General features: G+C 53.0%; 14 protein-coding genes. 3 read left to right on the plus strand and 11 right to left on the minus strand.

What is annotated here, in order from left to right; translation table 11 throughout:
* Positions 1 to 19: 19 nt before the first annotated feature.
* The 4 genes from fliI to fliF are packed head-to-tail and all read right to left on the minus strand — an operon-like array spanning position 20 to position 4760.
* Positions 20 to 1390: a flagellar protein export ATPase FliI gene (gene fliI / locus ACLJRU_RS06035; protein ID WP_038394006.1), complete on the minus strand. Its 1371-nt coding sequence runs from the start codon at positions 1388 to 1390 to the stop codon at positions 20 to 22.
* The gene (gene fliH / locus ACLJRU_RS06040) at positions 1390 to 2097 is read right to left on the minus strand and encodes a flagellar assembly protein FliH (RefSeq protein WP_000064163.1); all 708 of its coding nucleotides are present in this window, start codon (positions 2095 to 2097) and stop codon (positions 1390 to 1392) included. The genes fliI and fliH overlap by 1 nt, the downstream gene beginning before the upstream one ends.
* Positions 2090 to 3085 (minus strand): flagellar motor switch protein FliG, encoded by a 996-nt coding sequence (fliG, locus tag ACLJRU_RS06045; RefSeq protein ID WP_000067735.1) that lies wholly within the window; start codon positions 3083 to 3085, stop codon positions 2090 to 2092. The genes fliH and fliG overlap by 8 nt, the downstream gene beginning before the upstream one ends.
* The gene (gene fliF, locus ACLJRU_RS06050) at positions 3078 to 4760 is read right to left on the minus strand and encodes a flagellar basal-body MS-ring/collar protein FliF (RefSeq protein ID WP_001540280.1); all 1683 of its coding nucleotides are present in this window, start codon (positions 4758 to 4760) and stop codon (positions 3078 to 3080) included. The genes fliG and fliF overlap by 8 nt, the downstream gene beginning before the upstream one ends.
* Before the next feature lie 216 nt (positions 4761 to 4976).
* On the opposite strand from fliF, the gene fliE reads away from it, so the two are divergent.
* Complete coding sequence (gene fliE / locus ACLJRU_RS06055) at positions 4977 to 5291, plus strand: flagellar hook-basal body complex protein FliE (RefSeq protein WP_000719042.1); 315 nt, start codon at positions 4977 to 4979, stop codon at positions 5289 to 5291.
* A gap of 120 nt (positions 5292 to 5411) precedes the next feature.
* Here fliE and ACLJRU_RS06060 read toward each other — a convergent pair whose 3' ends face one another.
* The 3 genes from ACLJRU_RS06060 to yedE form a co-directional block, all read right to left on the minus strand.
* Positions 5412 to 5798, minus strand: coding sequence for a hypothetical protein (locus ACLJRU_RS06060; RefSeq protein WP_001629111.1), 387 nt, complete (start codon positions 5796 to 5798; stop codon positions 5412 to 5414).
* A 264-nt stretch (positions 5799 to 6062) separates the two neighbouring features.
* Entirely contained in the window at positions 6063 to 6296 is a 234-nt protein-coding gene (gene yedF, locus ACLJRU_RS06065) for a sulfurtransferase-like selenium metabolism protein YedF (RefSeq protein ID WP_000790504.1), read from the minus strand.
* A complete protein-coding gene (gene yedE, locus ACLJRU_RS06070) occupies positions 6293 to 7498 on the minus strand; it encodes a selenium metabolism membrane protein YedE/FdhT (RefSeq protein WP_023235026.1) in 1206 nt (401 codons plus the stop codon). Before yedE ends, yedF begins: the two co-directional genes overlap by 4 nt.
* A 185-nt stretch (positions 7499 to 7683) precedes the next feature.
* On the opposite strand from yedE, the gene yedD reads away from it, so the two are divergent.
* Positions 7684 to 8097, plus strand: a complete 414-nt coding sequence (gene yedD, locus ACLJRU_RS06075; RefSeq protein ID WP_000754694.1) for a lipoprotein YedD — start codon at positions 7684 to 7686, stop codon at positions 8095 to 8097.
* A gap of 39 nt (positions 8098 to 8136) precedes the next feature.
* On the opposite strand, the gene amyA is transcribed toward yedD, so the two are convergent.
* From amyA to fliD, 4 genes are all read right to left on the minus strand, one after another.
* Complete coding sequence (gene amyA, locus ACLJRU_RS06080; RefSeq protein WP_001540277.1) at positions 8137 to 9621, minus strand: alpha-amylase; 1485 nt, start codon at positions 9619 to 9621, stop codon at positions 8137 to 8139.
* Positions 9622 to 9692: 71 nt separating this feature from the next.
* Positions 9693 to 10061, minus strand: a complete 369-nt coding sequence (fliT, locus tag ACLJRU_RS06085) for a flagella biosynthesis regulatory protein FliT (protein WP_000204899.1) — start codon at positions 10059 to 10061, stop codon at positions 9693 to 9695.
* Entirely contained in the window at positions 10061 to 10468 is a 408-nt protein-coding gene (gene fliS / locus ACLJRU_RS06090) for a flagellar export chaperone FliS (protein WP_000287764.1), read from the minus strand. The genes fliT and fliS overlap by 1 nt, the downstream gene beginning before the upstream one ends.
* A gap of 14 nt (positions 10469 to 10482) precedes the next feature.
* Positions 10483 to 11886, minus strand: a complete 1404-nt coding sequence (fliD, locus tag ACLJRU_RS06095; protein ID WP_001540276.1) for a flagellar filament capping protein FliD — start codon at positions 11884 to 11886, stop codon at positions 10483 to 10485.
* A gap of 256 nt (positions 11887 to 12142) precedes the next feature.
* Between fliD and ACLJRU_RS06100 the strand changes: the two genes are divergently transcribed.
* Entirely contained in the window at positions 12143 to 13648 is a 1506-nt protein-coding gene (locus ACLJRU_RS06100) for a FliC/FljB family flagellin (protein ID WP_023235025.1), read from the plus strand.
* The last annotated feature ends 39 nt before the right edge of the window (positions 13649 to 13687 follow it).

The raw sequence follows: 13687 nt of genomic DNA on the forward strand, positions 1-13687 counted from the left end.
TCGTCGCCCTCCTGCTTTATCACACCGTCGGGAAAATTAAATCGAGCGCCTGCAGAGAGTCCTCCCAGTCGGCCCGTTCAAAAATGCCTTGCTGTAAAAACGCTTCCAGTTGCGGCCATAAGGTAATGGCTTTATCAAGCATTGGATCGCTACCTTTGGCATAAGCGCCGACGCTGACCAGATCGCGGTTACGCTGGAAACTGGAAAGCAACTGTTTAAATAGCCGTACCCGCGCATAGTGCTGCTCGGTAATGAGCGCGGTCATCGCCCGGCTGATTGACGCCTCTATATCAATGGCCGGATAGTGCCCGGCCTCCGCCAGACGGCGGGACAAGACAATGTGCCCGTCGAGGATTGCGCGTGCCGAGTCGGCAATGGGATCTTGTTGGTCGTCCCCCTCGGTCAACACGGTATAAAACGCGGTGATAGAGCCGCCGCCGTGGATGCCATTACCGGCACGTTCGACCAGCGCCGGCAGCTTTGCGAACACCGAGGGCGGATAACCTTTGGTGGCTGGCGGTTCGCCGATTGCCAGCGCAATTTCACGCTGTGCCATCGCATAGCGCGTCAGCGAATCCATAATCAGCAACACATGCTGTCCGCGATCGCGAAAGTCTTCGGCGATGCGGGTGGCATAGGCGGCGCCCTGCATTCGCAGCAGTGGCGAAACATCCGCCGGGGCGGCGATCACCACCGAACGCTCGCGGCCGTCGGGGCCGAGAATATTTTCGATAAAATCTTTAACTTCGCGGCCACGTTCGCCGATAAGTCCCACGATAATCACGTCCGCCCGTGTGTAGCGCGCCATCATGCCAAGCAGAACCGATTTACCGACGCCGGAACCGGCAAAGAGTCCCATACGCTGACCGCGCCCTACGGTTAACAACGCGTTGATAGCGCGTACGCCGGTATCCAACACATGTTCGATTGGCGTTCGCTGTAGCGGGTTAAACGGCGGCGTGATTAACGCGCCGGTTTCCAGCGTATCCGGCGCAGGCAGTCCGTCGAGCGGTTTACCGCCGCCATCCAGCACCCGACCAAGCAGGGCCGGGCCGAGCGGTAACTGTTTGCCGCTTTGCAGACCGTCGCCATGCCCGTTACGGGCGTAAACGCGGGCACCGGGCAGAATGCCTTCGACCTCTTCCAGCGGCATTAGAAACAGACGCTGGCCATTAAAACCGACGACTTCCGATTCCACCTCTTTGGTTTCAGGGCCGTCCTGGCGCTCAATAATGCAGGTGGCGCCCAGCGGAAGCTGGAGACCGGTGGCCTCCAGTACCAGGCCAGTGGCGCGGGTTAAACGTCCATAACGGCGCACCGCCGGCAATAACGCCATTTTTGCTTCAAAGTTGTCGAGCGCGGTAAGCCAGCGGGTCAGGCGCGTGGTCATCAGAGCACTCCCGGCGCCGCCAGGCGACACAACTCTTGCCAGCGAGTGGCGACGCTGGCGTCCAGATCGCCCTCATCGGCAGAGACTTTACACCCGCCGTGATGCAACGTTGGATCGCCGCGCAACCGCCATCCGTGAAGACTGAGCGTGGCGCCCAGCATCTCTTCCACCCGCTGTAAGTCGTCCGGATGCACGCGCAACTGCGGCTTGCCGCTAAAGAGCGGCTCTTGCTGCAACAGTTGTTGGATCTGTTTAATCAGCGCTGAGTTGTCCACCGCCGGCGTTTGGCCGATGACCTGACGTGCGGCCTCCAGGGCCATTTGCATCAGCCGTGAGGCGATAACGCTATCGAGCGCGTCAAGCGTGTTCTGAAACTCGCTCACTAACTGCTGCATACGGGCATGAATCGGCGCCTGCTGCGTCTGCGCCTGGGCTTGTCCTTGCTCCAGCCCCTGCGCTAACCCTTCCTGGTATCCCTGCGCGTGTCCTTTTTGCCGTCCCTCCGCCAGCCCGGCGTTATAACCTTGTTCATGGGCCTGTATTTTTAGCTGCGCCAGCTCCTGCTCCAGCTGCTGTTCGGCAGTGAGTTCGGGCTCCGGCGTATCTTCTGTCAAGGTCACGTTATCAGCCTCAACCGGCACAAACGTTTCTGGCGGCGGGGCGAGATCGTCGGGGGTCCAGACTTGCCACGGCAATTCATTAGACATAGGTATCCTCGCCGCTGCCAATCACCATTTCGCCGGTTTCCGCCAGACGACGCACAATAAGCAGAATCGCTTTCTGCTCGTTTTCCACCTGAGACAGACGAACCGGGCCACGGTTGGCAAGGTCGTCGCGCAGGATATCGGCGGCGCGCTGGGACATATTGCGCAGGAACTTCTCGCGTAATGGCGGTTCGGCGCCTTTCAGAGCGATCAGCAGCGATTCGGAATCCACTTCCTGCAACAGACGCTGGATACTGCGATCGTCCACATCCACCAGATTTTCGAACAGGAACATCTCGTCGATGATTTTCTGCGCCAGTTCGCCGTCGAATTCGCGCACAGCGGTAATAACCGCTTCTTCCTGCTGCGTTTTCATCAGGTTGATAATTTCCGCCGCGGTTCTTACGCCGCCCATTTTACTGCGTTTCAGGTTCTGACCGTCGAGCAGGCCATTCAGCACTTCGGTCAATTCCGCCAGCGCCGCCGGCTGTACGCCACCAAATGTCGCGATACGCAGCATCACATCATGACGCAGTCGTTCGTCAAACAGCGCCAGAATATCGGCGGCCTGACTGCGTTTAAGGTGGACCAGAATGGTGGCGATAATCTGCGGGTGTTCGTCGCGAATCAGGTCGGCGGCGCTCTGCGGTTCCATAAAGTTGAGCGTTTCGATACCGCTGGTGGTATCGCGCGTTTCCAGAATATCTTCCAGCAGGCTGGAGGCGCGTTCTTCGCCCAGCGCTTTAACCAGTACGGAGCGCAGGTATTCGTTGGCGTTAATATTCAGCGCGGCGAACTGCTCCGCTTCTTGCTCAAACTCTGATAGTACGTCCGTCAGTTGTTTGTTGGAGATCTGACGCACGTTAGCCATCGCCGTACTTAACGCTTGTACTTCGCGGGTGGAGAGGTGTTTAAACACCTCTGCCGCCCGGTCTTCGCCAATGGTCATCAACAAAATGACGCTTTTATCGGTACCGCTAAGATTACTCATGATCGTTACTCATCCACTGGCGAATGACCAGCGCCACCACGCGCGGATCGTTGTCTGACATTTCGCGAATACGCTGGCTCATCACCTCGGCGCCCAGACGCTGGTTAGCCCGGCGTTGCTGGAGCTGCTCGTCTTTACTAAGGCGTACTTCCACGGCTTCTTCGGTTTCCTGGCGAACCTGTGCCTGTTCCTGCGCCGCTTTCGCTTCTTCAACGCGGCGCGTCAACTGCGGACGTACCGCTTTGCGCCACAGAATCCAGGCCACCACCAGCACCAGTAACCAGCGACCTGCCGCGAGCAACTGATCGATAAAGGACTGCTGTTGCCAGAAGGGCAGTTCGCCGCCGGTGTTATCCACTGCGCTAAACGGTGAATTCACCACGTTTAGCGTATCGCCGCGTTTATCAGAAAAACCCATCGCTTCACGGGTTAAATCCTCGATCTGTTTCATCTGATCGGCGGTCAATGGCAGCGGTTTGCCATCCGCCAGCGTTTTGTAATTCACCACGACGGCCACGGAGAGACGCTCAATATCGCCCACATTCATTTTGGTGTGACGAATGGTGCGGTCCACTTCGTAGTTACTGGTTTCATTACGCTGCGTATTGCGCGGGCCAGCACTGTTACTGTTGGTACTGGTGCTGGTTTGTGGCGTATTCTGCGCGTTTTGTTGATTGGTCGGCGGCGTGGCGATCGGCGCCTCGTTAGGCGGCGCTGGTTGGTTCGACAGCGCGCCAGGCACGCCGCCGGGATAGCCCGCGCCTACCTGTTCGCTAATATTCAACTGACGTGAACGCAGGGTGGCCTTCGACGCATCGCCGTTCGGGCTGTAGTGCTCTTCCGTCTGTTCTTTATTGGCAAAATCCAACTGGGCGGTTACCTGAGCGTGAACATTACCGTTCCCGACGATAGGCGACAGAATGGCTTCGATACGGCGTTGGATGCGGCTTTCCACATCATTAGCAAATTTTAATTGCGCGTCATTAAGGTCGCGACCGCTGGTATTGGATTGCGTGAGCAGATGACCGGATTGATCGACCAGAGTGACGTTTCCTAGCGGCAAACCGGCGACAGCGCTGGAAACCAGATGTACCACGGCGCTAATTTGTCCTTCATCCAGCGCCCGTCCCGGTTCCAGTGTGACGGTGACGGAGGCGGAAGGGGATTTTTGTTCCCGCACAAATAGCGACGGCTTTGGCATCGCCAGGTGAACGCGGGCGCTTTTTACCGGCCCCAGCGTCTCGATCGTCCGGGCCAGTTCACCTTCCAGCGCGCGCTGATAATTCACCTGCTCGCTGAACTGGCTGATACCGAATTTTTCCTGATCAAGCAGTTCAAAGCCTACCGCGCCGCCTTTAGGCAGCCCCTGCTGCGCCAGACGCAGACGCAGTTCATGCACTTTGTCGGCGGGCACTTCAATCGCGCCGCTGCCATTGGCAAAGCGATAGGGGATATTCATCTGGGTCAACTGCGCGACGATCGCGCCGCCGTCCTGATCGGAAAGGTTGCTAAATAGCGTGCGGTAATCGGGCGTTTTGGCCCACAGCACCATCGCAACGACGATCGCCACGGCAGCGGAACCCGCCACAATTAACGGAATTCGGGGATTCGCGCGTAGGCGATTAAGCCACTCGAGAGGTTTAGGTTGGGTTGCAGTCGATGCAGTCGCACTCATCTCGCACCTCGTGACTGATCGTGGACGGCGTTTTTTGCAAAGTGGAACAAGACTCACTCCCGGGTCAGCAAACTCGAAAAATTGACGGTCTCATTATTTGTGGTTTCGAATTTTTCTATGCGCTAAAAACCGAGGTTTTTTATCGTTATTTAACGCCTTTATCTTATTGACAAACTGGTAATCTCTGCTGCGTAAAAAATCATCCAGGGGAATAACATGGCAGCAATACAGGGGATTGAAGGGGTTATTAGCCAGTTACAGGCGACGGCGATGGCCGCAAGCGGGCAAGAAACACACTCGCAGTCGACGGTGAGTTTTGCCGGCCAGCTACATGCTGCGCTGGATCGTATTAGCGACAGACAAACGGCGGCGCGCGTTCAGGCGGAAAAATTCACTCTGGGTGAGCCGGGCATTGCGCTTAATGACGTGATGGCTGATATGCAAAAAGCGTCCGTCTCTATGCAAATGGGGATTCAGGTGCGCAATAAGCTGGTCGCCGCGTATCAGGAAGTCATGTCCATGCAGGTTTAAGCCAGGGCTGACAACACATCCGCAGCGAACTCCCGGGCGCTTACCTAAGTCAGTGGCGGGGGACGCGACGCCCATGCAACCAGTGCGTGATTATGTGGGCTTGTTTTTTGCGAGGCGCGCTCATTTTATTGATAAGCGGGTTGCACATTGTTGCAGGGACTTATTAAAAATAGGGTACGCCTGTTTACTGACGCCATTCATTCCTACTATTCGCTCTGAGGCTATTGTCATTGAGTTTGCAATCCAGAATGTTCCTGCAATATATGCGCCGTTGCGATAATACACGGTAAATTCTTTACTAATACCTGGAATATCTGTTTCATGGAGATCCAGTATATACCCATACGGGGACAGATTATCAGCGAGACAGCGGGCAATGGCGCTCGGATGTGCATTGACCACTGTGACGGGTGAGTAACGGGCAGCGGCAAGACAGACGACTCCAATAATGGAGATGAAAATAATTTTTATCATTTTTTTGGCTTCTGCTGTGCATAAATAAATCATCACCTGATAATGTCAGTGAGTAAAAATATAAATACCTGATAGTCTTTTATGACGTAGAGGGAAAATAATAATTATTTTATGTTTTGCTTAAAATAGTCATGGGTTTTTCATCGGCTCAAACAAAATTAAAACGGTATACGTTATATAATAGATTTATGCCACGGCGCACAAGACGACCTTGTCTGATTTCTTTTATGCGTTTTAGATTTTTGCCGGTTATGCCGTAAAAGGTCTCCCGCCGTAACGTACAGCGGGAGTATGCGCTTATTTTTGAATCAGATAACGAATTGTCGGGCCATCCTGTTGGATATCCAGCACCGTATAACCGTGATTGCGCGCATCCAGTGGAATATTATTAATGGACTGCGGACAGTCGCTCACCACTTCCAGGATCTCACCTTTTTTTAGCTGCGGCATCGCTTCCAGAGTGGCGACCGCCGGGTACGGGCAAGGTTCGCCAACCATATCCAGACGGTAATCAGGGACGATATTTTTCATACAGATTCCTTAGCAGGCGTCAGCCCCGCACGGCGGAAAAAACGTTTTTCCCAGCCGATGATTAACATCAGCGCGGTAAATAACAACAGATAGGTGACCAGCAGACCGCCCAGCGGACCAAAGGTATTCAGCAGGTTAACTTTATCCCAACTGGTCGCCAGCGCGGGTGCGAAATCATCCCAGTAGTAAGCCAGGATGGTTGAACCGATGACATTGCCGAAGCCCACCCACCAATAATGCACCTGGCCTTCTACGGCGCGGTACATCCAGCCGGTTTCGCAGCCGCCCGCCAGCACGATGCCAAAACCGAACAGCAGTCCGCCAATGACCGCATTCGGGCCAGCCCACATAATTTTAGGTGCAACGCCCAACTGCACGTAGCTGAAAATACCAATGGCGCTGACCGCCATGCCGAAAATAATCGCTTTCGCCATATGGGCGCGTCCGGAGATCCACAGGTCGCGAAAGGCCGAAGTAAAGCAGATTTGCGCGCGCTCGATCAGCAGCCCAAAACCGACGCCGAACAGCATCGCCAGCCCCAGTTTCGGCTGATGCATTGCCGTTAATAACGCCCAGCCAATCATGCCGATAAAGACCAGCATACCGAGCCTGAAACGCCGTCTTGCCTGATCCGGTTTCTGCGTCAGTGGCGAAGCCGCGGAGACCTTTTGCATTTTCACCGGTATGCGAAATATCGGCAGCAACGTAAAGCGGGCGCCGAACCAGGAGCCGATAGCGGTCGCCAGCGCAAAGAACCACGCATGTAGGGAGAACTGCGGGATTCCGGTAAAAAAGGCGGCCAGGTTACACCCCATCGCCAGACGCGCGCCGAAGCCAGCGATCATGCCTCCGACCACCGCCTGTACGATACGGATTCGGCTGCGCGGCATACGCAGTTTTACGTTGTTGGCCCACAGCGCCGCGGCGAAACAGCCGCCGAACATGCCGAGGATCATCATGCCGTCGATACGCGTCAGCGGCGTACCTTCCAGATGAATCAGCTTGTAGTAGCCCCACTGTTCGGCATGAACGCCAAAAAGCTGCAAAATTTGCCCGCCCCAGCGGGTAAATTCGCCCGTCACGGCCCAGAACGTGCCGGTGATGCCAAAATAATAGGTAGAGAGAATACCGGCTGCGATCACCGCAGGGGCCGGCGCCCAGAATTTAATTAACCAGGTTTGCTTGAAGTGTTGCCATGACATGTGTTTAGCCTCTGAACTCAGAAGGTGTGAAACAAGAAGTGCGCATACTACACCTATCACAGAATTTGCCTACACCTAATAAGCGGTAATACCGACTGGATCAAATTGCGGCCAGCGCCTGGAAAGGCTGGCGGCGTCAGGGCTTTAATGCCACAATTCCTCTTTCTTCTGATGCAGGATGAATGATGAAAAAAGTAGCGATCGTTGGCGCATTGCTGGTTCTGGCCGGATGCGCCGAGGTGGAAAACTATAATGATGTGGTGAAAACGCCCGCGCCGGCCGGTCTGGAAGGGTACTGGCAGTCAAAAGGCCCGCAACGTAAGCTGGTGAGCCCTGAAGCTATCGCCAGCCTGGTGGTGACTAAAGAAGGCGATACGCTGGACTGCCGCCAGTGGCAGCGCGTTATTGCTCTGCCGGGCAAGCTGACCATGCTCTCCGATGACTTAACCAATGTTACGGTTAAGCGTGAGCTCTATGAGATTGAGCGCGACGGGAATACCCTGGAATATGATGGCATGACGCTGCAACGGGTCGCTCGTCCGACGCCGGAGTGCGCCGCCGCGTTAGAAAAAACGCCGCTGCCGACGCCGCTGCCGTAATTTCGCTTCCCGGCAGCGCTCTGCCGCCGGGAACGCTCATCACACGTCCTCAATGACCCACACGCTGACGCTGCCTGCGTTGCAGAAGAACGTCGCTTCGCCTTGATCATTAGTTACAACATGCTCACTGCGGTTTCCCAGAAAATCACGCCAGGTCTTGTTAGCGTAATTGTCGCCGAGCAGGAGGGTTTTTTCACCGTCGTCGCCATTGGAAAGTACAACCACACAGCCTGGATTCTCTTCAGTACCGCTGCGACTAAAGGCGATACAGTTAGGATGATCGAAAAAGAGTGTTTGTATACCGTGCGCAAAACGCTGACGAGCGAGGATCAGCCGATCCAGTTGGTTAATCACCGGCATGTCGACCCGACAGGTCTCGCCATTTTCGCCGCTATCTTCATAGCTGGCGCCGTATAAATCGGGATAAAACACTGACGGTACGCCGTTTTCACGAAGCAGGATCAGCGCATAGGCCAATGGTTTGAACCAGGGTTCTACCGGCGCTTCCAGCGCCTGTAACGGTTGTGTATCGTGGTTAGCGACCAGCGTCACCGCATGAAAAGGGTCGGCTTCTACCAGAGTGCCGGTGAATATGTGGCGCATGTCATACTCCGCGTCCTGGCGCGAGGCCTCGTGAAATTTCATCTGCAACGGCGCGTCGAACAGCATGGTTTTCCCGTCGACCTGTTCGATGTACGTTTGCAGTTTATCCACTTCATGCGACCAGTATTCTGCGACAATAAACAGCGGTTTTGGTGCAACCGCCTGTACATGCTCAATCCATTCTTTATAAAACCAGGCGGGTATATGTTTTACCGCGTCCAGGCGAAAGCCGTCACAGTGGGTTTGTTCCATGACCCAACGAGCCCAATATTTAATCTCTTCCGTAACCGCGTGATTGCGAAAATCGATATTTTCACCCATCAGATAGTCGAAATTACCCATCTCATCATCAACCTGATCGTTCCAGCCATCGCCGGTATAGTCATTGACGATCTTAAAAATGCCGTCTTCGTCGGGATTCTCGATGTGATCAATGCCGCTGAAACAGTGATAGTCCCAAATAAAGTTGGAATACTGGCCCGCGCGGGCAGGGAAGGTGTAGCGCGTCCAGCCTTCGCATTCAATGATGTTGTCATCGATTTGCGTGCGGTCATCCTGATTCACGCGCTGAACGCGAATACGTTCTTTTTCGTCTGCGCCCATTTTGTGGTTCACGACGACGTCGAGCAGCACCGCAATATTATTTTTTTTGAGCGCGTCTATCGCCGCCAGTAACTGGCGTTTATCGCCGTACTTTGTCGCGATAGTTCCTTTTTGGTCAAATTCGCCGAGGTCAAACAAGTCGTAGGTATCATAGCCTACGGAATAGCCGCCGGAGGCGCCTTTACAGGCGGGCGGTAGCCAGACCATATTGATACCGATATCATTCAGCCCATCAGCACGTTCCGCCAGCTCAGACCAGAGTTTACCGCCGTCGGGATAATACCAGTGGAAGTACTGCAATAACGTGGGGTTTTTCATCTTCCGTGCTCCAGAAGTCGTTTAGCCGACCTCTGGAGTATGGAAGAATTTTCATACGAGACGGGAAAATATTATGAGGCGCCAGGCGCATCTGGCACGAGTAACATACCGGAAAGACGCCCATAAGCGTTGTTGAGTGATTTTTGGCGGGTGGATTGTCCGATCAAACTACTCAGTTCATCCAGTCGCTGTTGCAGCAGCCCTTTCAGGAGCTGCTCATTATCCAGCGTTTGTTTGATGTATCCGGCGACCATATCCTGAATACTTCGCGTAATGCCCGGTGGAGTTTGCTTTTCCATCACCGTTTCAATACTTTGCAGATAGGAGACCTCTTGTTGCAATAAGAGATCCCATTCACCTCGCTGCGCAAGTTCAAGCAGCGATTGACTGAGCAGCGCAATACGCTGCCAACGGTTGATAAACTCCACGGTTGAGGTCATTAACGAGACTCCTGGAAAGATGCTTTCGGTGAAATCTGTTTCCAGGCTTCTGCAATATTGCTGAGTAACCCTTCCACTTCTTCGATGGCCTGAGCGTCGTTACGCAAATTAGCCTGCAGTAAACGGCGAATCATATAGTCGTATAGCTCGGAAAGATTCGTCGCAATCTCACCGCCTTTTTCCTGATCGAGACCGGCTTTCAGCCCGTTATCGATAATATTGATGGCTTTGCTTAACGCTTCACCTTTCGCGACAACATCGCCTTGTTCTAAAAACAGGCGAGCGCGCACCAGAGCGCTATTCGCGCCATCAAACAACATTTCAATCAACTGATGCGGGCTGGCGCTCATCACGGCGCTTTCCACGCTGACTTGCGCATAAGCTTTGATACCGCTCGCGGTGTACATGGTGACCTCTGTTATCAGGACTTGTTCATAGCTGTAAATTGCTGGGTCAAATAACTACTGGTGTTATTCAGCTTACTCATCATGGTATCCAGTTGGGTAAACTGGGCCTTGTAACGGGCAACGGTTTCATCGATGCTGTTGCTAACGGACAGGTACTGTTTCGTCAGGCTTTTCAGCGTGGCGTTAACGTTGTCCTGCGCATTATCAATAATGCCGTCATCCGCCAGATAACTTTTCACTTCGGTGGCAATTTTGGTGGTGATCCCCGTTTCTTTACCATCGCCCACCAGCAGCTCACGCGCTGCGGCTGTGTTATCTTTCAGTACTTTGGTCAGCTTATCATCATCAATCTTCAGTTTGCCGGAAGTCCCATCCTGAGTGATGCCAATTTCCGCCATTGTTTTGAACGCAGAATTACTGCCGCTATTGGCAAATTGTGCCCGAATCCCGGTCTGGATAGTACGAACCACACTATCGCCTAACAGCGCGCCGTTTTTATCGCTGGCTTCTTCGCCCGGCTCAACGGCGGTATATTTGGTTAACGAGCTAAAGGTATCCACCAGCGAGTTATAGGCATCCACCCAGGATTTAATCGCCTCTTTCGCCTTGGTATCATCTTTCGTTACCGTCACGGTCGCGTCGGTCACTTTCTTCGTCAGGGTGAGCGTAATTCCCTGAGGGGCGTCGGTTACGGTATTGCTCTGACGCTCAATGTCGATGCCGTTTACGTTCAGCTTCGCGTTTTCTGCTTTCACCAGCTCTTGCATATTGCCGGTATTGGTGGTGCTGTCATAAGCGAGTAGATCGTTAAGTTTTGTATCGCCTTCCACCGTGATCTTCATCGTATTGTCGGTACCGCTATTGGCGGTAAGCACCAACTGGAATTCGTTCTCTTTGACCTTAACGATACTGGCGGCGATACCGCTGTCGGCGTCATTGATGGCGTTACGGATCGCCTCCATGGAGGTGTCGCCTTTATCCAGCTTAATTTCCAGCGGCTCTTTACGTCCCGGCTGTTCAATTTTAATTGTCCGGGACGTGACCGACGTATCGCCCAACTGCTCTTTGGTGGTCGCGAAGGTGGTTTTTGTCGCCAGCGATTGTGCGGCGGCAAGCTGGGTTACGTTAATCTTATAAGTCCCTGCGGCAGCGCCAGCGGTAGTACTGACTTTGAGGTCCTCTGTCGTGCTGGACGCCACGGTAGACTTAAATAAATCCGCTTTATTTAACGCGGTATTTGCCGTCTGGAATTTTTCTAATGCGCTTTTCAATGTGCCATAGGCGGTTAGCTTTGCCGAATTCGCGCTCTGCTGTTTGGTAATTGGCGTTAAGCGTCCTTTTTCGTTCTTTGTCAGGTCTGTCAACAACTGGTCTAATGGTAAGTTTGATCCCACACCTAATGATGAAATTGAAGCCATGCCTTCTTCCTTTTTGATTGCAAACAGTAGTTAAGCGCGTTATCGGCAATCTGGAGGCAAAGTTTAATGATAATTTTGCAAAAATAATGCGCGGAATAATGATGCATAAAGCGGCTATTTCGCCGCCTAAGAAAAAGATCGGGGGAAGTGAAAAATTTTCTAAAGTTCGAAATTCAGGTGCCGATACAAGGGTTACGGTGAGAAACCGTGGGCAACAGCCCAATAACATCAAGTTGTAATTGATAAGGAAAAGATCATGGCACAAGTCATTAATACAAACAGCCTGTCGCTGTTGACCCAGAATAACCTGAACAAATCCCAGTCTGCTCTGGGTACCGCTATCGAGCGTCTGTCTTCCGGTCTGCGTATCAACAGCGCGAAAGACGATGCGGCAGGTCAGGCGATTGCTAACCGTTTCACCGCGAACATCAAAGGTCTGACTCAGGCTTCCCGTAACGCTAACGACGGTATTTCTATTGCGCAGACCACTGAAGGCGCGCTGAACGAAATCAACAACAACCTGCAGCGTGTGCGTGAACTGGCGGTTCAGTCTGCTAACAGCACCAACTCCCAGTCTGACCTCGACTCCATCCAGGCTGAAATCACCCAGCGTCTGAACGAAATCGACCGTGTATCCGGTCAGACTCAGTTCAACGGCGTGAAAGTCCTGGCGCAGGACAACACTCTGACCATCCAGGTTGGTGCCAACGACGGTGAAACTATCGATATCGATCTGAAGCAGATCAACTCTCAGACCCTGGGCCTAGATACGCTGAATGTGCAGAAAAAATATGATGTGAGCGATACTGCTGTAGCTGCTTCCTATTCCGACTCGAAACAGAATATTGCTGTTCCTGATAAAACAGCTATTACTGCAAAAATTGGTGCAGCAACCAGTGGTGGTGCTGGTATAAAAGCAGATATTAGCTTTAAAGATGGCAAGTATTACGCGACTGTCAGTGGATACGATGATGCCGCAGATACAGATAAAAATGGAACCTATGAAGTCACTGTTGCCGCAGATACAGGAGCAGTTACTTTTGCGACTAGACCAACAGTGGTTGACTTACCAACTGATGCAAAAGCAGTTTCAAAAGTTCAACAGAATGATACTGAAATAGCAGCAACAAATGCGAAAGCTGCATTAAAAGCTGCAGGAGTTGCAGATGCAGAAGCTGATACAGCTACTTTAGTGAAAATGTCTTATACAGATAATAATGGCAAAGTTATTGATGGTGGGTTCGCATTTAAGACCTCCGGTGGTTATTATGCAGCATCTGTTGATAAATCTGGCGCAGCTAGCTTGAAAGTTACTAGCTACGTTGACGCTACCACTGGTACCGAAAAAACTGCTGCGAATAAATTAGGTGGCGCAGACGGTAAAACCGAAGTTGTTACTATCGACGGTAAAACCTACAATGCCAGCAAAGCCGCTGGGCACAACTTCAAAGCACAGCCAGAGCTGGCGGAAGCGGCTGCTACAACCACTGAAAACCCGCTGCAGAAAATTGATGCTGCTTTGGCGCAGGTGGATGCGCTGCGTTCTGACCTGGGTGCGGTTCAGAACCGTTTCAACTCCGCTATCACCAACCTGGGCAATACCGTAAATAACCTGTCTTCTGCCCGTAGCCGTATCGAAGATTCCGACTACGCGACCGAAGTTTCCAACATGTCTCGCGCGCAGATTCTGCAGCAGGCCGGTACCTCCGTTCTGGCGCAGGCGAACCAGGTTCCGCAAAACGTCCTCTCTTTACTGCGTTAATCCGGCGATTGATTCACCGACACGTGGTACACAATCAAG

It is taken from the genome of Salmonella sp. SAL00653 (assembly GCF_046552515.1).
GTDB lineage: Bacteria > Pseudomonadota > Gammaproteobacteria > Enterobacterales > Enterobacteriaceae > Salmonella > Salmonella enterica.